General features: G+C 59.2%; 21 protein-coding genes. 3 read left to right on the top strand and 18 right to left on the bottom strand.

Annotation, left to right across the window (positions count from 1 at the left end):
- Positions 1-3 precede the first annotated feature (3 nt).
- From hisS to trmJ, 16 genes are all read right to left on the bottom strand, one after another.
- Positions 4-1281 carry a histidine--tRNA ligase gene (gene hisS, locus G5195_RS03975; protein ID WP_421221514.1) on the bottom strand — a complete coding sequence of 426 codons (1278 nt, stop codon included), beginning with the start codon at positions 1279-1281 and terminating at the stop codon, positions 4-6.
- A 138-nt stretch (positions 1282-1419) separates the two neighbouring features.
- Positions 1420-2535 (bottom strand): flavodoxin-dependent (E)-4-hydroxy-3-methylbut-2-enyl-diphosphate synthase, encoded by a 1116-nt coding sequence (ispG, locus tag G5195_RS03970; RefSeq protein WP_005333801.1) that lies wholly within the window; start codon positions 2533-2535, stop codon positions 1420-1422.
- Between the two features lie 10 nt (positions 2536-2545).
- A complete protein-coding gene (gene rodZ / locus G5195_RS03965) occupies positions 2546-3517 on the bottom strand; it encodes a cytoskeleton protein RodZ (protein ID WP_421221513.1) in 972 nt (323 codons plus the stop codon).
- Entirely contained in the window at positions 3507-4298 is a 792-nt protein-coding gene (tapF, locus tag G5195_RS03960) for a PilW family type IVa pilus biogenesis/stability lipoprotein TapF (protein WP_421235872.1), read from the bottom strand. Before tapF ends, rodZ begins: the two co-directional genes overlap by 11 nt.
- A gap of 11 nt (positions 4299-4309) precedes the next feature.
- Positions 4310-5413 (bottom strand): bifunctional tRNA (adenosine(37)-C2)-methyltransferase TrmG/ribosomal RNA large subunit methyltransferase RlmN, encoded by a 1104-nt coding sequence (locus G5195_RS03955; protein ID WP_005344856.1) that lies wholly within the window; start codon positions 5411-5413, stop codon positions 4310-4312.
- Between the two features lie 167 nt (positions 5414-5580).
- Positions 5581-6009 carry a nucleoside-diphosphate kinase gene (gene ndk / locus G5195_RS03950; protein WP_005333805.1) on the bottom strand — a complete coding sequence of 143 codons (429 nt, stop codon included), beginning with the start codon at positions 6007-6009 and terminating at the stop codon, positions 5581-5583.
- Between the two features lie 267 nt (positions 6010-6276).
- On the bottom strand, positions 6277-7560 hold the full coding sequence (pepB, locus tag G5195_RS03945; protein WP_421235871.1) for an aminopeptidase PepB: 1284 nt from the start codon (positions 7558-7560) through the stop codon (positions 6277-6279).
- Positions 7557-8861: an aminopeptidase PepB gene (pepB, locus tag G5195_RS03940; RefSeq protein WP_421235870.1), complete on the bottom strand. Its 1305-nt coding sequence runs from the start codon at positions 8859-8861 to the stop codon at positions 7557-7559. Before pepB (G5195_RS03940) ends, pepB (G5195_RS03945) begins: the two co-directional genes overlap by 4 nt.
- A gap of 173 nt (positions 8862-9034) precedes the next feature.
- Positions 9035-9373, bottom strand: a complete 339-nt coding sequence (gene fdx / locus G5195_RS03935; protein WP_005333808.1) for an ISC system 2Fe-2S type ferredoxin — start codon at positions 9371-9373, stop codon at positions 9035-9037.
- Position 9374: 1 nt separating this feature from the next.
- Positions 9375-11222: a Fe-S protein assembly chaperone HscA gene (gene hscA, locus G5195_RS03930; protein WP_270905964.1), complete on the bottom strand. Its 1848-nt coding sequence runs from the start codon at positions 11220-11222 to the stop codon at positions 9375-9377.
- 28 nt (positions 11223-11250) lie between these two features.
- Positions 11251-11769 carry a co-chaperone HscB gene (gene hscB, locus G5195_RS03925; RefSeq protein WP_005351031.1) on the bottom strand — a complete coding sequence of 173 codons (519 nt, stop codon included), beginning with the start codon at positions 11767-11769 and terminating at the stop codon, positions 11251-11253.
- 118 nt (positions 11770-11887) lie between these two features.
- Positions 11888-12211 carry an iron-sulfur cluster assembly protein IscA gene (iscA, locus tag G5195_RS03920; RefSeq protein WP_005333812.1) on the bottom strand — a complete coding sequence of 108 codons (324 nt, stop codon included), beginning with the start codon at positions 12209-12211 and terminating at the stop codon, positions 11888-11890.
- A gap of 15 nt (positions 12212-12226) precedes the next feature.
- Positions 12227-12610: a Fe-S cluster assembly scaffold IscU gene (gene iscU / locus G5195_RS03915; protein ID WP_005333813.1), complete on the bottom strand. Its 384-nt coding sequence runs from the start codon at positions 12608-12610 to the stop codon at positions 12227-12229.
- Positions 12611-12651: 41 nt separating this feature from the next.
- A complete protein-coding gene (locus G5195_RS03910) occupies positions 12652-13866 on the bottom strand; it encodes an IscS subfamily cysteine desulfurase (RefSeq protein WP_013723838.1) in 1215 nt (404 codons plus the stop codon).
- Between the two features lie 53 nt (positions 13867-13919).
- Positions 13920-14423: a Fe-S cluster assembly transcriptional regulator IscR gene (gene iscR / locus G5195_RS03905; protein ID WP_026035025.1), complete on the bottom strand. Its 504-nt coding sequence runs from the start codon at positions 14421-14423 to the stop codon at positions 13920-13922.
- Positions 14424-14515: 92 nt separating this feature from the next.
- Positions 14516-15238: a tRNA (cytosine(32)/uridine(32)-2'-O)-methyltransferase TrmJ gene (trmJ, locus tag G5195_RS03900; protein ID WP_047434362.1), complete on the bottom strand. Its 723-nt coding sequence runs from the start codon at positions 15236-15238 to the stop codon at positions 14516-14518.
- 187 nt (positions 15239-15425) lie between these two features.
- Between trmJ and G5195_RS03895 the strand changes: the two genes are divergently transcribed.
- Complete coding sequence (locus G5195_RS03895; RefSeq protein ID WP_005351023.1) at positions 15426-15842, top strand: hypothetical protein; 417 nt, start codon at positions 15426-15428, stop codon at positions 15840-15842.
- Here the strand turns inward: G5195_RS03895 and ubiT are convergent.
- On the bottom strand, positions 15795-16328 hold the full coding sequence (gene ubiT, locus G5195_RS03890; protein ID WP_005344837.1) for a ubiquinone anaerobic biosynthesis accessory factor UbiT: 534 nt from the start codon (positions 16326-16328) through the stop codon (positions 15795-15797). The two genes, G5195_RS03895 and ubiT, sit on opposite strands and share 48 nt — an antisense overlap.
- Positions 16329-16517: 189 nt before the next feature.
- Here ubiT and ubiU point away from each other — a divergent pair, with 189 nt between their 5' ends.
- Together ubiU and G5195_RS03880 are read left to right on the top strand one after the other, a co-directional pair.
- Positions 16518-17513, top strand: coding sequence for a ubiquinone anaerobic biosynthesis protein UbiU (gene ubiU / locus G5195_RS03885; RefSeq protein WP_421235869.1), 996 nt, complete (start codon positions 16518-16520; stop codon positions 17511-17513).
- Between the two features lie 11 nt (positions 17514-17524).
- Positions 17525-18397 carry a U32 family peptidase gene (locus G5195_RS03880; RefSeq protein ID WP_416034736.1) on the top strand — a complete coding sequence of 291 codons (873 nt, stop codon included), beginning with the start codon at positions 17525-17527 and terminating at the stop codon, positions 18395-18397.
- Positions 18398-18479: 82 nt separating this feature from the next.
- Here G5195_RS03880 and ppsA read toward each other — a convergent pair whose 3' ends face one another.
- Positions 18480-20852 (bottom strand): phosphoenolpyruvate synthase, encoded by a 2373-nt coding sequence (gene ppsA / locus G5195_RS03875; RefSeq protein WP_421235868.1) that lies wholly within the window; start codon positions 20850-20852, stop codon positions 18480-18482.
- Positions 20853-20900 lie beyond the last annotated feature (48 nt).

Genomic DNA, 20900 nt, shown 5'->3' with positions numbered 1-20900 from the left:
AGCTTACTCTCCTTTGGCTGCCAGCAGGGCAATGGCGGCGTCAACCTTGACGGTCTGTTGCTCGGCCTGACCACGCAGATATTTGATAGTGATCTCCCCGTTTTGCACCTCGGTCTCGCCAAGGATCAGGGCGATTGCCGCGCCGCTCTTGTCGGCACGTTTGAGTTGTTTCTTGAAGTTGCCACCACCGCAGTGGCTCATGAGGCGCAGGTCCGGCAGGGCATCGCGCAGACGCTCGGCCAGCTGGAAGCCAGCCTTTTCGGTCCCCTCGCCCACCATCGCCAGATAGACATCCACCGCCGGGCGGATATCGGCGTTGAGCTCGAGGGTCTCCAGCATCAGCACCAGACGCTCCATGCCCATGGCAAAGCCCACGGCCGGGGTCGGTTGACCGCCCAGCTGCTCTACCAGACCATCGTAGCGGCCACCGGCACAGACGGTGCCCTGGGCACCCAGACTGCTGGTGACCCACTCGAACACGGTCAGGTTGTAGTAGTCAAGACCACGCACCAGACGCTCGTTCACTTCGTATTTGATACCGGCAGACTCGAGCAGGCGCTTGAGCCCCTCGAAGTGAGCCAGGCTCTCTTCGCCCAGATGGTCGAACAGACGCGGGGCACCCGCCAAAATGGCCTGCACCTTTTCATCCTTGGAGTCGAGCACCCGCAGCGGGTTGCTGTACATGCGGCGCTGGCTCTCTTCGTCCAGCTGCTCCTTGTACTGCTCCAGATAGGCCACCAGCGCATCGCGGTAAGCGGCACGCTCGGCGCTCTGACCCAAGGTGTTGAGCTGCAGGGTGACATGCTCGCTGATGCCAAACAGACGCCACAGGCGGTGGGTCAGCATGATCAGCTCGGCGTCAATGTCCGGCCCGTTGATGCCAAACAGCTCGACACCGAACTGATGGAACTGGCGGTAACGGCCCTTCTGGGGACGCTCGTGACGGAACATGGGGCCCATGTACCACATCCGGCGTTCCTGGTTGTAGAGCAGACCGTGTTCGATACCGGCACGGACGCAGCTGGCGGTCCCTTCCGGACGCAGGCTCAAGCTGTCGCCGTTACGGTCTTCAAAGGTGTACATCTCTTTTTCGACCACGTCGGTCACTTCACCGATGGCGCGCTTAAACAGATGAGTCTGCTCGACAATCGGCATGCGCACTTCGCTGTAGCCATAGCTGGCAACGACCTGGCGCAGGATCTGTTCAACCTTCTGCCATACCGGGCTCTGCTCCGGCAGGCAATCATTCATACCGCGAATAGCTTGGATCTGTTTTGCCACGTTGATACTCGAGAAAAAGAGGTAAAATTTGGCCGCATTATAGGGATTTTCCCCCCCAAGGTAAAATCAGGGAATCCGGATGCGGGATTTAAAATCAGTCACCTGGAAAAAGGGCCACCCAATGTGGCCCTGTTTCGCTCACTCCTTGTCCATCGGGATCCGGTTGGCGGGATCCAGCATGGCGGCGCGGGCGCGAATGCGGCGCTCCAGAGTTGGAATGAGATCCTTGTTGTCGAGCCGATCGACCCGCTGGCCCCCCTCATAGAAGGCACTCTTGTTGGCGGCACCCGCCAGACCAAGGTCGGAGACCAGCGCTTCACCCGGGCCGTTCACCACGCAACCGATGATGGAAACATCCATCGGTGTGATGATGTCTTCGAGCCGCTCTTCCAGCGCATTGACGGTAGCGATCACATCGAACTCCTGCCGTGAGCAGGATGGGCAAGCGATAAAGTTGATGCCACGGGAGCGAATACGGAGGGATTTGAGGATATCGAAACCGACCTTCACCTCCTCCACAGGATCCGCCGCCAGCGAGATACGCAGGGTATCGCCGATGCCGTCGGTAAGCAGCATACCCAGACCGATGGCAGACTTCACCGCACCGGCACGGAAACCGCCCGCTTCGGTGATGCCAAGGTGCAGCGGCTGTTCAATCTGCTTGGCCAGCAGGCGATAGGCACCGACTGCCAGGAACACATCGGAAGCCTTGACGCTCACCTTGAAATCCTGGAAATCGAGGCGATCGAGATAGTCCACGTGACGCATGGCGGACTCTACCAGCGCTTCTGGGGTCGGCTCGCCGTACTTCTCCTGGATATCTTTCTCCAGCGACCCGCCATTGACCCCGATACGGATCGGGATATTGAGGTCGCGCGCGCAATCGACCACCGAGCGCACCCGCTGCTCATTGCCGATGTTGCCCGGGTTGATACGCAGGCAGTCGGCACCGTACTCGGCCACTTTCAGGGCGATGCGATAGTCGAAGTGGATATCGGCAACGATGGGGATGCGGGTCTGCTGCTTGATCAGCCGGAAGGCTTCCGCCGCTTCCATGGTGGGCACGGAGACACGGACGATATCGGCGCCGACCCGCTCGATCCGCTGGATCTGCTCGATGGTGGCGGCGACATCTGTGGTCTTGGTGTTGGTCATGGTCTGCACGGTAATGGGGGCATCGCCCCCAACCGGTACATTACCAACCATGATCTGTCTGGATTTACGACGAATGATGGGTGATTCGTGAGAAGACATGGGAAACAGATTACTCCTGCGGCAGTGAGAAGCGGGCTGTACGACCGTTGTTGTAACGGCTCATATCAAACGACTGACCCTTGTAGTCAAGCTTGACGGCCATGGGCGCGCCAATGATGAACTTCAGGGGCTCGGCGCCTTCCAGCACCAGCTCGTCGTTGGCCTTCTTCAGACCACTGAACAGGGTCTTGCCGTTGGCATCCTTCACATCCAGCCAGCAATCGGCGGTGAAGCTCATCTTCAGTTGCGGCGCAGTCGCCGGATCAACGACAGCCTCTTCAGATTCGGTGCCATTGGCGCCGGATACCGCAGCATCGGTCGCAGTGCCGACAGCCGCGCTGACATCGGTCGGGGCAACAGCCGCAGAAGCAGGCGCCAGGGTAGCAGTCGCATCGGAGACCACTGCAGGGGCAGCCACGTCCGTGGCGGCCGGTGCGATGGCAGCGCCTTCCACCGGGGCGGTGTTGATCGCATCGGGCTGCGTGATAGCCGGTTCAGCCGGAGTCGAACCGGTTGCACTCATCTCGGTGGCTGCCAGGGCTTCATCACCGGCGGAGCGGCGTGAAGTACTCTGCCACCACCAGGCGACCGAGAGCGCAATCAACACCAGAATAACCAGCCAGGTGGCTACCTTGAGCCGATTGTCGTTGGCTTGCTGGCGAGAGCGACGGGAGAAGCTCTGCATGTCGATATTGTCGGGAGGAGTCAGACCCAGCTTGTCGTAAGCGGCCAGAATGGTCTCTTCCGGGATCCCGACCAACTTGGCATAGGTACGCAGATAGCCCCGAATAAAGGTATGGGACGTATGTTTGTCGTAGGTATCCGATTCGATGGCGGCGATCAGGGTCAGACGAAGGTGAATGCGGGACGCAACCTGTTCTCGTGTCCAGCCAAGCTGTTCACGGGCATTGCGCAGCAGCTGGCCTGGACCTGCTGCCTGGGAGTCGTCTTGTTGGAAATCGTGTGGCTGTTCAATAGTCATTGGCTAAATAACGCTTGGCTTGTTGCGAAGTGGGATATTGCCTTACCAGCTCAGTCCCGAATTGGTGAAGTAATGCCGGCTTGTCCATTGCCTGTGCCAATCTGAGTCTCAACCAGAGACTCTCCTCATTCTCGTCTGACACATCGGCAAAACGGGCGAGGTAGGACTGCACATCAGGCAGCTTGCCATCTTTCATGGAAAGCTCGGCCAAGTCCAGCAATAACCCTGGATTGCGGGGATTATACCCCAAGGCCAGGAGATAGTACTCGGTTGCTTTATCATTTCTGCGATTTTGCAGGGCACAAAGTGCCGCATTTTCATAGGTATCGGCAATCTTCACATAGCCTGGTTGAATAACAGCCTGGTTGAATGCCTTGTCTGCCTCATCATAACGGCCACGATCACAGAGGAAGGCGCCATAGTTGTTCATTGCGTCAGCATTGGACGGATCCATGGCAAGGGCGTTCTTGTAATGCTCTTCAGCCGCCTTGAAATCCCCCACCCTCTGGTAGAAGTAGGCAAAACCGATCTGCACCTGAGGATTGGAGGGGTCATACTGGAGGGCGCGATCAAGATTGAACTTGGCCTGCTCGGCATTGCCCTGACGCAGGTACTGGATACCCAGGTCGAGGCGGGTTTGGGCAGCCGCCTTGAGGTCAGGACCCACTTCACGCTGGGTCGAGTTCTGGCCAGCGTAAGTGGTCTCGGTCACACAGCCTGGCAGCGCGCAGAGCGCTGCCACTACGATCAATGTACGTGTATCCATTCCCTGTCTATACAATGGCTTAGCATTTAAACCATTTTGACGGAAATCCCATCCTGTTGCATCCGATTTTTGATAGTTCGCTTGGTACGGTCAATCACGTCACCCACCAGCTGACCACAGGCGGCATCAATGTCATCACCACGGGTCTTGCGGACAATCACGGTGAAACCGTACTCCATCAGCACCTTGGAGAAGCGATCGATACGGCTATTGCTCGGCTTGCCATAAGGGTTGCCCGGGAAGGGGTTGAACGGGATCAGGTTGATCTTGCTCGGGGTATCCTTGAGCACCTTGGCCAGCTCGTGAGCATGCTGCATATCGTCATTGATATGATCGAGCAGCACATATTCGACGGTCACCCGACCACCGTTGGCATTGGATTTGGCCAGGTAACGACGGACACCGGCGAGGAACTCCTCGATGTTGTACTTGTCGTTAATCGGCATGATCTCTGAACGCAACTTGTCGTTCGGGGCGTGCAGGGAGATAGCCAGCGCCACGTCGATCTGGTCACCCAGCTTGTCCAGCGCAGGTACCACGCCAGAGGTGGAGATGGTCACCCGGCGCTTGGAGATGCCAAAGCCGTAGTCATCCATCATCAGACGCATGGCGGGCACCACGTTGGCGAGGTTGAGCAGCGGCTCGCCCATCCCCATCATCACCACGTTGGTGATGGGACGCTTGCCACCGACCACGCGGGCCGCACGCCACACCTGACCGATGATCTCGGAGACTTTCAGATTGCGGTTGAAGCCTTGTTGAGCCGTGGAGCAGAACTTGCACTCCAGCGCACAGCCAACTTGAGAGGAGACGCAGAGGGTCGCGCGGTCATCTTCCGGGATGTAGACGGTCTCTACCTCCTGATCGCCCACCTGCAGAGCCCACTTGATGGTGCCATCCGCGGAGCGCTGCTCGCGGCTGATCTCGGGCGCCTTGATCTCGGCGATCGCCTTGAGGCGCTCTTTGAGCACCTTGTTGACGTTGGTCATCTGATCGAAATCATCACACCCAAAGTGATAGATCCACTTCATGACCTGATCTGCCCGGAATGGCTTCTCGCCCAGTTCGACGAAAAAGGCACGCATGGCATCCCGATCAAGATCCAGCAGGTTGATTTTTGTTTCGCTCATCAATGGCCTCAGTTCAAACACTTCATCAATTATTGGCTGACGACGTCAGGGGGCGGCATTGTACAAATAATGGGTCTGGCTTTCCACCTGGAGAATAGAGGGATATTGCGTAAACAGCGAAAACAACAAAGGGAGCCGAGGCTCCCTTGGGTCATCATCCACAAAAATCAGCCGCGCGGGCAGATCTCGTTGTCAGAGAAGAAGTAGGCAATTTCGCGGGCAGCGGATGCAGGTGCATCGGAGCCATGCACTGCGTTGCGATCGATGCTCTCGGCATAACAGGCACGCAAGGTACCAGCCAGCGCCTCTTTCGGGTTGGTAGCGCCCATGATCTCGCGATTGCGACGGATGGCGTCTTCCCCTTCCAGCACCTGCACCATGACAGGGCCAGAGGTCATGAAGCTGACCAGATTGTCATAAAAAGGCTTGCCCTGATGCTCGGCATAGAAACCGGCAGCCTGTTCACTGCTCATGTGAAGCATTTTGGATGCCACCACTTTCAAGCCTGCACTTTCGAAACGGCTATAGATGGCACCGATCAGGTTCTTGCTGACAGCATCCGGTTTGACGATAGAGAAGGTACGTTCGATGGCCATTGATATCTTTCCTTAACTACAGAGTTTTATTGTTAGAATCCATGTTCGCTGGCGATTATACGTAAACAAAAACCGGAAAAACACACAAACAAGCAACTTTTTATTAAACATCACTCCCTTGCAATCAACATCCACACTCATCTTGACCGAGCAGAGCCGGAAAATATGTGCGCTTGCGCACGATAGTTACCTTAAGCCGCCAAAACCCCATCTTTTGTTCACAATTCGAACAGCATGAAAAAGGCACCCGAAGGTGCCTTGTCTCGCCTATTTGGCTTCCGCCAGCAAGGCCCGCGCTATGGTGCGCATCCCCAGGGTATTGGCCCCCGGCGCCCAGAGGGCATCGCCGTTGTCACTGAAGCAGGCGGCCAGATCGATATGCAACCAGCCCATCCCTTCGTTGGCAACGAAACGGGAGAGGAAACCCGCCGCGTTGGAGGCGCCACCCGGCCCGCCCCCCTTCACCGGACGGCTGTTGGCCGTGTCGGCGTAATGGGAGGGGCACTGCTGGCGGTGCCAGGGCTCCAGCGGCAGCGGCCAGGCTGGCTCATGCTCGGCATCGGCATAGGTCATGGCCCGGCTTACCAGCCCTTTATCGAGGCCAAACAGGGCATTGTAGCGCGCACCCAGCGCCATCACGGCTGCGCCGGTCAGGGTCGCGGCATCGATGATCAGCGATGCACCGGACTCGCTCGCCAGTTGCAGGCCGTCGGCCAGCACCAGCCGTCCCTCGGCATCGGTATTCACAATCTCGACCGTGGTGCCGTTCTTGTAGGTGAGGATGTCGCCCAGCTTGTAGGCGTGGCCGGAGACCAGGTTCTCGGCGCAGCAGAGGATCAGCTTCACCCGCTTGTCGAGCCCGCGCAGCATGGCCAGCGCCAGCGCACCGGTGACAATCGCCGCACCACCCATGTCGCACTTCATGGTGAGCATCCCCTCGGAGCTCTTCATGGAGTAGCCGCCGGAGTCAAAGGTGATCCCCTTGCCCACCAGCGCTGCCGCTACCGGCGCCTTGGGGTCACGCCCCGGGTTGAAGTCGAGCTCCAGCAATACCGGTTCGCGCGCACTGCCGCGGCCCACCTGATAGAGGCCGACCCAGCCCGCCTGTTGCAGCGCTTCGCCTTTCAAAATGCGATGACTCACCTTGTCCGGCGCCAGCTCGGTAATAAAGGAGGCCGCTTCCACCGCCAGCTCCAGCGGGCCCAACTGCTCCGGGGTGGCATTGGTCATCTCGCGCACCCAGCGGCCGCAGAGCCAACGCGCTTCCAGCTCCTCTCTGTCCTCTTCCGAGGACATGGCCCACTGCAGTTGCACCTCCGCCTTGGGGGTTTGCAGCCCTTGGGCAAAAGCCCACTGCTGTTCACGCTCCCAGTGACCAGCTAGGGTCACTTTCTGGATCCCCTGCTGGCAGAGGCGACGGGCCGCCTGCTGGATATCGAGCAGCGGATTGGCCGTCACCAGATGGATCACCATGCCGTCGGCGCGGTGAGAGAGCAGCGCCCCCTCCCCCCACTCGGCCGGTGCAAATTCACGACTTAACCAGACATTCATGCGGTCACCTCCTGCAGCCAGCGGGCGATGGTGCGCAGACCGTGCCCCTTGGCGCCGGTCGCCCAGAGATCGTTGCCCGATTTCTGATAAGAAGCCGCCAGATCCAGGTGCACCCAGCCCTTGCCCTCATCGCGCACGAAGCGGGAGAGAAACGCAGCAGCCGTGGTGGCACCGGCCGTGCCTTCTGCCGAGGCGACGTTGCCCAGATCGGCAAAGGCCGAGGTGAGCTGGCTGGCATGCCAGGGCTCCAGCGGCAGCGCCCACGCCTGCTCGTTTTCCACCTTGGCGGCGGCCAGCGCACGCTGCTGTTCGGTCTCATCGAGGGCAAACACCGCATTATAATCGCGTCCCAGCGCCATCTTGGCGGCGCCGGTCAGGGTGGCAGCGTCAAGGATATAAGCTGCACCGCTGTCGGAAGCCGCCATCAGGCCATCGGCCAGCACCAGACGACCTTCCGCATCGGTGTTCTGGATCTCGACCGAAACCCCGTTCTTGTAAGTGAGGATGTCGCCCAGCTTGAAGGCGTGGCCGGAGACCAGGTTCTCGGCGCAGCAGAGAATGAGCTTCACCCGCTGGTTCAGACCGCGGCTGATAGCCAGCGCCAGCGCGCCGGTCACCATGGCGGCACCGCCCATATCGGACTTCATCGGCAGCATGTTGTCAGAGGACTTCATGGAGTAGCCACCGGAATCGAAAGTGATCCCCTTGCCCACCAGCGCCGCCACCACGGGCGCATTGCGATCACCGGTCGGGTTGTAGTCAAGCTCCAGCAGCACAGGCTCGCGCTCGCTGCCACGGCCAACCGACCAGATCCCGATATGGCCGGACTCGCGCAGCGCTTCACCGGCGGTGATACGGGCAATAACCTGATCCCCGGCGATACCACGAATGAGCAACAGGGCCGATTCCGCCAGACTCATGGGGTAGATCTCTTCCGGACAGCCATTGGTGATGTCACGTACCCAGCGAGCCGCCTTGAGCAGCGCATCCAGTTCACGGGCTTCCGCGTCGCTCTGCTGGCCGAAATCCAGTTCACGCGCACCCTTGGCGGCGTAGAACCCCTGGGCGAACGCGTAGCGACGCTCCAGATCCCACCCCTCACCGGCCAGCGTCACCCGCTTGATCCCGCTCGATTCGAGGCGACGGGCGGCGCGCTGAACGGTGCGCAGAATATCCTTCTCCTGACCGGCGGTACCAAGATGGATCAGAGCCTCGTCGCCATTGAAACTGAGCTGGGCGCCCTCGCCCCAACAGGCGGCCGCAGCCTGGGTGGATAACGCTACCTTCATCATGTCAGCCATCGTGTTTGCTTCCTTTTTACTGGCACTATGTATAAGCACTCTTTATGGGAAAGAGCTTATTGGCAAAGAGAGAATAACGAATACAAAAAAGGCCGTGCCCCCGAGGGTCACGGCCTTCCACCATATCACTGAAGCACCACAGGATGCTGCACGTGCAATTCACTCATGTGTAATTAATGGCGTTCAGAGGCAAGGTTCAGGGTGTACTTGGGCAATTCCACCACCAGATCCTCGTCCGCCAGTTTTGCCTGGCAGCTGAGGCGCGATTCCGGCTCTAACCCCCACGCCTTGTCCAGCATGTCGTCTTCCAGCTCGTCACTTGGCTCGAGCGAGTCAAAGCCCTCGCGCACCACGCAGTGGCAGGTGGTGCAGGCACAGGATTTCTCGCAGGCGTGCTCGATTTCGATACCGTTGCGCAGCGCCACATCCAGAATGGTCTCGCCGCTTTGCCCCTCGAGGGCGGCGCCATCCGGACAGAGTACGGGATGAGGAAGAATGATCAGTTTTGGCATATTACACCTTGTTGACGTTTTGTCCGGTCAGCACCTTGCGGATGGAGGCGTCCATCCGGCGGGCTGCAAACTCGCCACTGACAGCATCGGCTGCCTCAATGGCTTCTTTGATTTGATGGGTTGCGCCGCTGTTGCGCATGGTCAGCAGATGGGCGATGGCGGCATCAATCTCGGCACGCTCGGCAGCATTGAGCAGGGCATCGCCATCGGCGGCCAGCGCCGCATTGAGACTCTCGACCACCCGGTCGGCTTCAACCTGCTGCTCGGCCAGCATGCGGGCATCCATATCCTGCTGGGCGTTCTCGATGGAGGCACTCAGCATGTTGAGGATATCCTGCTCCGCCAGCCCGTAAGAGGGCTTGACCTGGATCTCGGCCTGCACGCCGGAGGATTTCTCCATGGCGCTGACCGAGAGCAGACCATCCGCATCCACCTGGAAGGTGACGCGAATATGGGCGGCGCCGGCTGCCATCGGCGGAATACCGGTCAGGGTAAAGCGGGCCAGGGAGCGGCAATCGGCTACCAACTCGCGCTCACCCTGTACCACGTGAATGGCCATGGCGGTCTGACCATCCTTGAAGGTGGTGAACTCCTGGGCACGGGCCACCGGAATGGTGGTGTTGCGCGGGATCACTTTCTCGGCGAGGCCACCCATGGTCTCCAGACCCAGCGACAAGGGGATAACGTCCAGCAGCAGCATCTCGGCATCAGGCTTGTTGCCCACCAGAATATCGGCCTGGATGGCGGCGCCGATGGCGACCACTTTATCCGGATCGATGCTGGTCAGCGGCGTACGCTGGAAGAACTCGCCCACCAGTTCACGCACCAACGGCACCCGGGTGGAGCCACCGACCATCACCACTTCCAGCACTTCCACCTGCTCAAGGCCCGCATCGCGCAGGGCGCGGCGACAGGCCAGCAAGGTCCGTTTCACCAGCGGGGTGATGAGTTCATCAAACTGGCTGCGGCTCACTGAACCCTGCCAGCCGGCAAAGGTGCAGGGAACGCTGTCGGTATCGGTGAGGCCGTGCTTGACGGCCGCGGCCACATCCAGCAGCTCGCGCTGCAGATGGGCATCCAGCTCACCGGAGAGGCCCGCTTGCTCCTTGATCCAGTCCGCCAGCAGGTGATCAAAATCATCACCGCCGAGGGCGGAATCGCCGCCGGTCGCCATCACTTCAAACACACCGCGGTGCAGACGCAGGATGGAGATATCGAAGGTGCCGCCCCCCAGATCGTAAACCGCGATCACCCCTTCCTGACCGGAGTCAAGGCCATAGGCAATCGCGGCCGCGGTCGGCTCGTTGAGCAGACGCAGTACGTGCAGACCGGCCAGACGGGCCGCATCCTTGGTCCCCTGACGCTGGGCATCATCGAAATAGGCGGGCACGGTAATGACCACGCCATCGAGATCGCCCCCGAGAGTCTGGGCGCCACGCTCGGCCAGCTTTTTGAGGATTTCGGCCGAGACCTGCACCGGATTGACCAGCCCCTGACGGGTTTGCAGTTGCGGCATGCCATTGTCGGCGGCAACAAACTGGTAAGGCTGCTGGCGGGTATCGATATCGGCCAGCGCCTTGCCCATCATCCGTTTGACCGAGACGATGGTGTTGTGAGGATCGAGCGCCGCTTCGCGCTTGGCATCAATCCCGACTCGAATGGCGTCGCTTTGATAGTGCACCACTGACGGGAGCAGGTCGCGCCCTTGCTCATCGCAAAGGGTATCGGCGTGACCACTGCGAACCGCAGCGACGAGAGAGTTGGTGGTGCCGAGATCGATCCCGACGGCACGTTTGTGCTGATGAGGAACAGCGCTCTGGCCGGGTTCGGCGATTTGCAGTAATGCCATGGGTAATGAAACTTCCAGCGTTAAAGGATCAAGACTCGAGAAGCGAGTCTTCGAATCGTTCCAGCTCTTCGAGGAGCTTGTCGACAAACTTGAGTTTGCGAACGCAATCAGCGGCAACGAGATCTCTGCCGGCGGCAAGAGACTCGGTCAGCTGCTGCATCAACATCTGGTGATCATGCCTGATCTCGCTGCGAAAATCCTTGATGGCGCGCTCAGGGTCTGCGTCATCTTTCAGATCGGCCAGACGCTCGCGCCACTCCAGCTGCTGCATCAGAAACGCGGTATCTTGCAGAGTCTGCTGTTCACCACGGATATCGGTGCCACGCAGGGAGAGCAGATATTCTGCACGGCGCAGCGGCGCCTTGAGGGTGGTGAATGCTTCGTTGATCTGGGCGGCACGTTGCACCGCTGCCAGCTGCTCCCGTTCGGGGGCGGTGGCAAAACGATCAGGATGGAATTGGGTTTGCAGCTGGCGGTAGGTATCAGCCAACTGACGGGTATCGAGCTCGAAGCCTTCAACCAGCCCAAACAGCTCGAAATGATTCATGCAAACCTCTTGGAAACGTTCGCCACAACCTCACTCGCCCCTGGCAAATGAGATGTGGTTGAACGGGTCATGGGCGACCCGCTCAACCACAGACGAAGGATCATTGACGTCAAACATCTCAGACACTGAAGCTTTCGCCGCAACCACACTCGCCTTTGGCGTTGGGATTATTGAACTGGAAGCCCTCGTTGAGGCCCTCCTTGACGAAATCCAGCTCGGTGCCATCCAGATGGATCAGGCTCTTGGCATCAACAATAATCTTGACGCCCTGCTGCTCGAACACCTGATCCTCATCGGTCAGTTCATCAACGAACTCAAGCACGTAGGCAAGACCGGAGCAGCCTGTGGTTTTGACGCCGAGGCGCAGGCCAATGCCCTTGCCCCGGTTAGCCAGAAAAGAGGAAACCCGTGCCGCGGCGGCATCTGTCATGGTAATAGCCATACTGCTCTCCGGCGCTTAGAGACCTTTCTTCTGCTTGTAATCGGCGATGGCGGCCTTGATGGCGTCCTCAGCCAGAATGGAGCAGTGGATCTTCACCGGTGGCAGGGCCAACTCTTCAGCGATATCTGTGTTCTTGATGCCAGCCGCTTCGTCCAGGGTCTTGCCCTTGACCCATTCGGTCACCAGGGAGCTGGAGGCGATGGCGGAACCGCAGCCGTAGGTCTTGAACTTGGCATCTTCGATGATGCCTTCGTCGCTGATCTTCAGTTGCAGCTTCATCACGTCGCCACAGGCGGGCGCACCGACCATGCCGGTTGCAACGCTGGGATCATTCTTGTCGAAACCACCGACGTTGCGAGGATTCTCGTAGTGGTCGATTACTTTTTCACTGTACGCCATATCTCACTCCTGCTAATTCTGTTGCTCACTAACCAAATAGATCAGTGATGAGCCCATTCGACCGTGTTCAGATCGACGCCGTCTTTGTACATCTCCCACAGAGGGGACATCTCACGCAGACGACCGATGGAGTCACGAATAAGCTTGACCGCGTAGTCAATCTCTTCCTCGGTGGTGAAGCGACCCATGCTGAAACGGATGGAGCTGTGTGCCAGCTCGTCGTTCAGACCCAGTGCGCGCAGCACATAGGAAGGTTCCAGGCTGGCGGAGGTACAGGCCGAACCGGAAGAGACTGCCAAATCTTTCAGCGCCATGATGAGGGATTCCCCTTCCACATAGGCAAAGCTGACGTTGAGGTTGCCCGGAACACGTTGCTCCAGATCGCCATTGATGTAGACGGCTTCAATGTCCTTGATGCCATTCCACAGACGCTGGCGCAGTGCCAAGATACGCTCGCCTTCACTCACCATCTCTTCTTTGGCGATGCGGAAAGCTTCGCCCATCCCGACGATCTGGTGGGTCGGCAGAGTACCGGAACGCATGCCGCGCTCGTGGCCGCCACCGTGCATCTGGGCTTCCAGACGAACGCGGGGTTTGCGGCGAACAAACAGTGCACCGATCCCTTTCGGACCGTACACCTTGTGCGCTGAGACGGAGAGAAGGTCCACTTTCAGTGCTTCCACATCTACCGGGATCTTGCCCACACTCTGAACGGCATCCACGTGCAGCAGGATCTTGCGGGAACGGCACAACTCGCCGATGGCGGCAATGTTCTGAACCACGCCGATTTCGTTGTTCACATGCATGATGCTGACCAGGATGGTGTCATCACGCATGGCATTCTCGATCATCTCGATAGTGAACAGGCCGTTGGGCATCGGCTCAAGATAGGTCACCTCGAACCCTTCACGCTCCAGCTGGCGACAGGTATCGAGCACCGCCTTGTGTTCGGTCTTGGAGGTGATGATGTGCTTGCCCTTGCTGGCATAGAAGTGGGCAACACCCTTGATGGCCAGGTTATTGGATTCGGTAGCACCGGAAGTGAAGACGATCTCGCGGGGATCGGCACCGATCAGATCTGCCACTTGATTACGGGCCAGATCCACCGCCTCTTCGGCTTGCCAGCCAAAGCGGTGAGAACGGGAAGCCGGATTGCCGAACAGGCCATCCATGGTGAGACACTGCATCATTTTTTCTGCGACACGCGGGTCCACCGGACAGGTTGCCGAATAATCAAGGTAAATAGGCAGTTTCATGTTTTTCTCCGTCACAGTCCGGGTCATACAGAGTCCCGCTGTGGAAAGCACGTTTATAGTTGGACTTTCAAGCTCACATCGCCGTGTTCTGCCCGATCAACCAGGGACAACACGGTCTTCATTTGTTCATCTTGCTTGCCGGCAATCCGGCGCACATCGGCCTGGCGTACCAGCTCAGCCAGCGTGATATCCCCGAGGAAGCTGGAGATCCGCTCACTCAAATCACGCCACAGGGAGTGAGTCAGGCACTGGGTACCGCCGTGGCAACCGCCCTTGCCGAGACACTTGGTGGCATCGACCGACTCATCGACCGCGGTGATCACCTGACCAACCGAAATCTCGCCTGGGGCCAAACCGAGGCGATAACCACCGCCCGGGCCACGCACACTGCTCACCAGACCGTGTTTGCGCAGGCGGGCAAAGAGCTGCTCGAGATAGGACAACGAGATGCCCTGGCGCTCGGAAATATCGGCAAGGGGGACGGGCCCCTGCTCTGCATGCAGCGCCACGTCAAGCATGGCGGTTACAGCGTAACGTCCTTTTGAAGTCAGTCTCATGTGCCTTACCGTCTTGCGAAGCAATTTAATGGGGCACATGGTCACATACCCGACCAAATCAGTCAAGTATATGGTTGAGTAAATCAGTCGGATTAATCCGGTACGCGCGCTTTCTGCACCGAGGTCAGAATACCGCGCAGAATGTTGAGCTCCGCAGCTTCCGGCCGAGCCCGATTGAACAAGCGACGCAGCTTGCTCATCACATGACCCGGATGATCATCAGCAATAAAACCGGTCTTCATCAGGGTTTGTTCCAGGTGCTGATAAAACCCTTCCAGCTGGGCGGCACTCGGATAGACCATCTCATCTTCAGGCTCGGCGGCCTGCCCCTGCAGCCAGCGCATCCGCACTTCGTAACATAGGGTCTGCACCGCCATGGCCAGATTGAGAGAGCTGTAATCAGGATTGGCCGGAATGGCCACGTGGTAGTGGCACTTTTGCAATTCGTCGTTGGTGAGACCGGTGCGTTCACGGCCAAACACCAGCGCGACCGGGTGCTGCATCCCCTCAACCACCGACTTTTCGCCGGCCTCACGGGGATCGAGCATGGGCCAGCTCAGGGTTCGAGAACGGGCGCTGGTGCCAATCACCAGACCACAATCGGCGATCGCGTCATCCAGAGTCGGGACGATACGGGCATTGGCAAGCACATCGCTGGCACCAGCCGCCAAGGCGAAGGCATTGTCATCCGGCAAGGCTTGCGGATCAACCAATACCAGCTGGGTCAACCCCATGGTCTTCATGGCGCGTGCCGCAGACCCCATGTTGCCGGTATGAGAGGTGTTTACCAAAACGATACGAATCTGATCCAACATGCCCAGTCAATCTTCAGTCAAAAATGGCGCGCAATTGTAACATAAGAGAACACGATGTTGGCACCGTAAAAGCCGAGCCATTTCAGAACAAAACCACCTGTTTGTATAACAAACCAGCATGAGGGAAGTGAGAGGGGGGGACTAAACTTTATGGATATCCGATAAACGGCACAGGAGACACCACGCCATGCTTCCTCCCTTTATCTATGAGAGATTGCCCAGCCTCTACCTGCTGGCAGCCATTGCCATTATTACGTTGAGTGAACAGCCCCTGCTCTGGTTTGCAGGCGCCTTGCTGTTTATCGCCGGAGCGGTGACTTGGATGATGCGCTCCAGCTACCGACGTACCGATCTGATTATCTTTCCGAGCAAACGCTGGCTACAGCCGGAGTGGCTGTATGAAGCGCAACCCTTTATCTGGCTGGCTGCGGGGCTGGCCATGTCACAGCTGCCCGCCCCTGCAGCACTCATCGCCTTGGTGCCCTGTCTGTGGGCCTGTCGCTGCCTCTGGGCACGGCACCATTATCGTCGCCATGCCCATGGGGTGATTGTCCACTTAAGACGGGATCCCGCCCGGCGCCGTCTGCACCGGAGCCTGCGCTGACTCGGTGCGGGCGCGTTCGATAAACGTCGCCAGATCCATCAGGGGATACTTCATCAGGCTCGGCAAGCCATCGAGATCCAGACTGTCCATCAGGTTTTTCACCTCAAGACCCAGTTCGGTATCCCCTTCTATCTTCAGCTTGCGCTGGAAAAAGAGCGAATCCGGATCCTCTTTGCGACCAGCGATAAGGATCAGGTCGTTGGCGGTACCGCTGAAGCAGACATCCGCCTTGTCACACTCGCGAGCTACCACCAGCTGGCCATTCTGCTCACTGATAAACCAGCACAGCTCCAGATCAGAGACTTCGACTTTCAGCCACTTGTCTGCCAGAAACTCGAAATCGCCATCTTCGATAGCCTCTTTGAAAACTCGGGCCAGCAAACTCTCCATCAGCTGCTTTTGCAGATTGAACGGAACCAGCTTGAGGGGATGGCGCAAGAAGCGCGGAGCCTGTTCGACCAGGCGACGTTGCAGTTGTTGAAACACGATAGACTCCCTTTTTTGCGCATTCAAACACAGGGAGAGTGGCAAGATCCTGTTGGAAATCAAACTTGTGCAGGGTTACCTCAAGAAGGGTAAAGCCACACAAAGCTGCCTCAGGTCAAAAAGCGGGAGTGCATGGCTGCATACAATCAGGGCTCGTTTGCCCTTCATATGCACTCTCGGAGCGTACCAATGGAATTACTCTGTCCGGCAGGCAGTTTGCCGGCACTGAAAACCGCCGTGGATAACGGGGCCGATGCCGTTTATATCGGTTTCAAGGATGACACCAATGCCCGCCACTTTGCCGGTCTCAACTTTACCGACAGCAAACTGGAGAAGGCGGTAGATTATGTGCATCAACATGGTCGCAAGCTGCATATTGCCATCAATACCTTTGCCCATCCCGGGGCCGATACTCGATGGAAACAGGCGGTTGATCGCGGGGTGGCCCTCGGCGCCGATGCGTTAATCATCGCCGATCTCGCCGTGCTGGAATATGCCAGCCGCCACTACCCCGAGATGGAACTCCATGTCTCGGTGCAGGCCAGCGCCACCAATGCCGCCGCCATTCGCTTCTATCAGCAACAATTCAATGTCACACGGGTGGTGCTGCCCCGGGTGCTCTCCATGCATCAGGTCAAGCAACTGGCCCGCGAGACCGATGTTGGCCTTGAGGTATTCGCCTTTGGCAGCCTCTGCATCATGGCCGAGGGGCGCTGCTATCTCTCCTCCTACATGACTGGCGAGAGCCCCAACACCGTCGGCGCCTGCTCACCGGCCAAGTTCGTCCGTTGGGAAGAGACCACGAATGGTCTCGAGTCGCGGCTCAACGAGGTGCTGATCGACCGCTATGGCCCGGGCGAAAATGCCGGTTACCCGACCCTGTGCAAGGGGCGTTTCGACGTGGATGGCCAGACCTACCACGCGCTGGAAGAGCCCACCAGTCTCAATACCCTGGGTCTCCTGCCCGAGCTGTTCAAGACCGGGATCCAGTCGGTCAAGATTGAAGGGCGCCAACGCAGCCCCGCCTATGTGGAGCAAGTGACCCGGGTGTGGCGTGCGGCCATCGATGCCTATCAGGCCAATCCCGAGGCCTATCAGGTCAAAGCTGAGTGGGATGCCCAGCTCGCCCGCGTCTCCGAAGGTAGCCAGACTACCCTCGGCGCCTACCATCGTCAGTGGCAATAAGGAGTCCACCCATGCAATTCTCTCTCGGGCCTCTGCTCTTCTACTGGCCCAAGGCCGATACCGAAGCCTTTTACCATGCCGCCGCCGGCAGTCAGGCCGACATCATCTATCTAGGGGAGACCGTCTGCAGCAAGCGGCGCGAACTCAAAGTCGATGACTGGATTGCGCTGGCCCGTCAGGTCGCCAGCTCCGGCAAGCAGGTGGTGCTCTCGACCCTCGCCCTCATCTCGGCCCCTTCCGAGCTCAAGGAGGTGAAGCGGCTGGTCGACAACGGCGATCTTATGGTCGAAGCCAACGATCTCGGTACGGTGCAACTCGCCTGGGAGGCAGGGATCCCCTTCGTCTGTGGCCCCGCCATCAACGCCTATAACGCAGATGTGCTGCGCATGTTGCTCAAACAGGGGATGAAACGCTGGGTCATGCCGGTGGAGCTCTCCCGTGACTGGCTGATCCAGCTCAATCAGGATCTGGGCCCCCTGCGCGACCAATTTGAGGTGGAGGTGTTTGCCTACGGCCATCTGCCGCTCGCCTACTCGGCGCGCTGCTTTACCGCCCGATCCCTCGACAAGCCCAAGGACAACTGCGAGCTCGCCTGTATCAATTACCCCACCGGACGACTGGCCAACAGCCGCGAGGGGCAGCGGGTGTTCAATCTCAACGGGATCCAGACCCAGTCCGGTTACTGCTACAACCTGGGTAACGAGCTGGCTGGTATGGAAGGTCTGGTAGATGTGGTCAGGCTTTCGCCGCAAGGGATGGAGACGCTGGAGATGCTGGCCCGCTTCAAAGCCAACCGGCAGGGCCAGGCTCCCCTCTCCTTGCAGCAAGGAAGCGACTGCAACGGCTACTGGCGCCAGATCCCCGGCATGAGCCTGGTGGAATAAGCCCAAGGGCAAAACATAAGATAATAGCGATCAAAAGGGGGCCATTAGGCCCCCCTTTCTAATCACTCATGTCGATAGTGACTTACTTGGCGCCATGCTGCTCCGCCAGATAGAGCCAGGTATCGACCACGGTATCGGGGTTGAGCGACACCGAGTCGATCCCCTGCTCCACCAGCCAGGCGGCGAAGTCCGGATGATCAGATGGGCCCTGACCGCAGATCCCCACGTACTTGCCCGCCTTGCGCGCAGCCTGGATCGCCATCGCCAGCAGCGCCTTGACCGCCTCGTTACGCTCGTCGAACAGATGGGCGATTAGCCCGGAATCCCGATCCAACCCAAGGGTGAGCTGGGTCATGTCATTGGAGCCGATGGAGAAGCCGTCCACGTGCTCGAGGAACTTGTCTGCCAAGAGGGCATTGCTCGGGATCTCGCACATCATGATCACCTTGAGCCCCCGCTCGCCGCGGCGCAGACCGTTCTCGGCCAGGATGTCGATCACCTGCTCCGCCTCGCCCACGGTGCGCACGAAGGGGATCATCACCTCGACGTTGGTCAACCCCATCACATCGCGCACCCGCTTGATCGCCTCGCACTCGAGGGCAAAGCAGGGGCGGAAGCTATCGGCGATGTAGCGGGATGCGCCACGAAAACCGATCATCGGGTTCTCCTCGTGGGGCTCGTAGCCACGACCGCCCACCAGATTGGCGTACTCGTTGGACTTGAAGTCCGACATCCGCACGATCACCCGCTCCGGCCAGAAGGCGGCCCCCAGAGTGGCGATCCCCTCGGTCAACTTGGCCACGTAGAACTCCCGCGGGCTGTCGTAACCGGCGATCATCTTGGCGATGGTGGCCTTGAGCTCGGGACTCTGCTGGTCAAACTCCAGCAAGGCCTTGGGGTGCACGCCGATCATCCGGTTGATGATGAATTCAAGGCGTGCCAGCCCCACCCCGGCGTTGGGCAACTGGGCAAAGTCGAAAGCGCGGTCCGGGTTGCCGACGTTCATCATGATCTTGATGGGCAGGCGCGGCATATTGCCCACCTCGGTCACCGCCACATCGAAGTCCAGCTCGCCGTCATAGATAAAACCGGTATCCCCTTCCGCGCAGGAGACGGTGATCCGCTGGCCCGGCTGAATATGATCGGTAGCGTTGCCACAGCCCACCACAGCCGGAATGCCCAGCTCACGGGCGATAATGGCGGCGTGACAGGTGCGGCCACCCCGGTTGGTGACGATGGCGGAGGCCCGCTTCATGATGGGCTCCCAGTCCGGGTCGGTCATGTCGGTCACCAGCACATCGCCGGGCTGCACTTCGTCCATCTGGCTGATGGAAGAGATGACCCGCGCCGGACCCGCGCCAATCTTGTGGCCGATAGCCCGCCCCTCGATCAACACCTTGCCCGCTTGCTTGAGAGCAAAACGCTCGAGGGTGTTGGCCTCCTGACGGCTGCGCACGGTTTCCGGGCGGGCCTGCACTATGTAGAGCTGGCCATCCTGACCATCCTTGGCCCACTCGATATCCATCGGGCGGCCATAGTGCTGCTCAATGATGAGGGCCTGTTTCGCCAGCGCCATCACCTCCTCATCGCTGATGCAGAAGCGGCTGCGCTCGGCCTCATCGGTGTCGACAATCTTCACCTGGCGGCCGTGACCGGCATCGTCCGAGTAGGTCATCTTGATAAGCTTGGAGCCGAGGGTCTTGCGCACCACCGCCGGGCGTCCTGCCTTGAGGGTCGGCTTGTGCACGTAGAACTCGTCGGGGTTGACCGCACCCTGCACCACCATCTCGCCAAGACCATGGGCGCCGGTGATAAAGACCACGTCGTTGAAACCGGACTCGGTATCCAGGGTGAACATGACGCCGGAGGCGGCGAGATCCGAGCGCACCATGCGCTGCACCCCGGCCGAGAGGGCAACGCCCTTGTGGTCATAGCCCTGATGCACCCGATAGGAGATGGCGCGATCGTTGAACAGGGAAGCAAACACATGCTTGACCGCCGTCATGACGGCATCGATGCCACGTACGTTGAGGAAGGTCTCCTGCTGACCGGCAAAGGAGGCGTCCGGCATATCCTCGGCGGTGGCGGAGGAGCGCACCGCAAACGAGGCCTCGACACCGGCACTCAACTTTTCATAGGCAATCCGGATCGCCTGCTCCAGCTCGGGCTGGAACGGGGCTTCGATCACCCAGTCGCGGATCTGCTGACCGGCCCGGTTGAGGGCGGCGATATCGTCCACGTCCAGATTGTCGAGCAGATGGTGGATCTTGCCGTTGAGGCCGCTTGACTCCAGAAACTCGTTAAACGCAAAAGCGGTGGTAGCAAAGCCCCCCGGCACGGATACGCCGGCGCCAGAGAGGTTGCTGATCATCTCGCCAAGGGATGCGTTCTTGCCGCCAACTCGTTCTACGTCCTGCATTCCGAGTTGTTCGTACCAGAGCACGTACTGTTGCACTTGGAGGTCTCCAGGTTGGTGGGCACCGATGCCATAGCACCTCGTGCG

Source organism: Aeromonas sp. 601039, assembly GCF_049174415.1.
GTDB classification, from domain to species: domain Bacteria; phylum Pseudomonadota; class Gammaproteobacteria; order Enterobacterales; family Aeromonadaceae; genus Aeromonas; species Aeromonas veronii_A.
The sequence above is the reverse complement of the archived record's forward strand: the minus strand, read 5'-3'. Positions and strand labels throughout refer to the sequence as shown.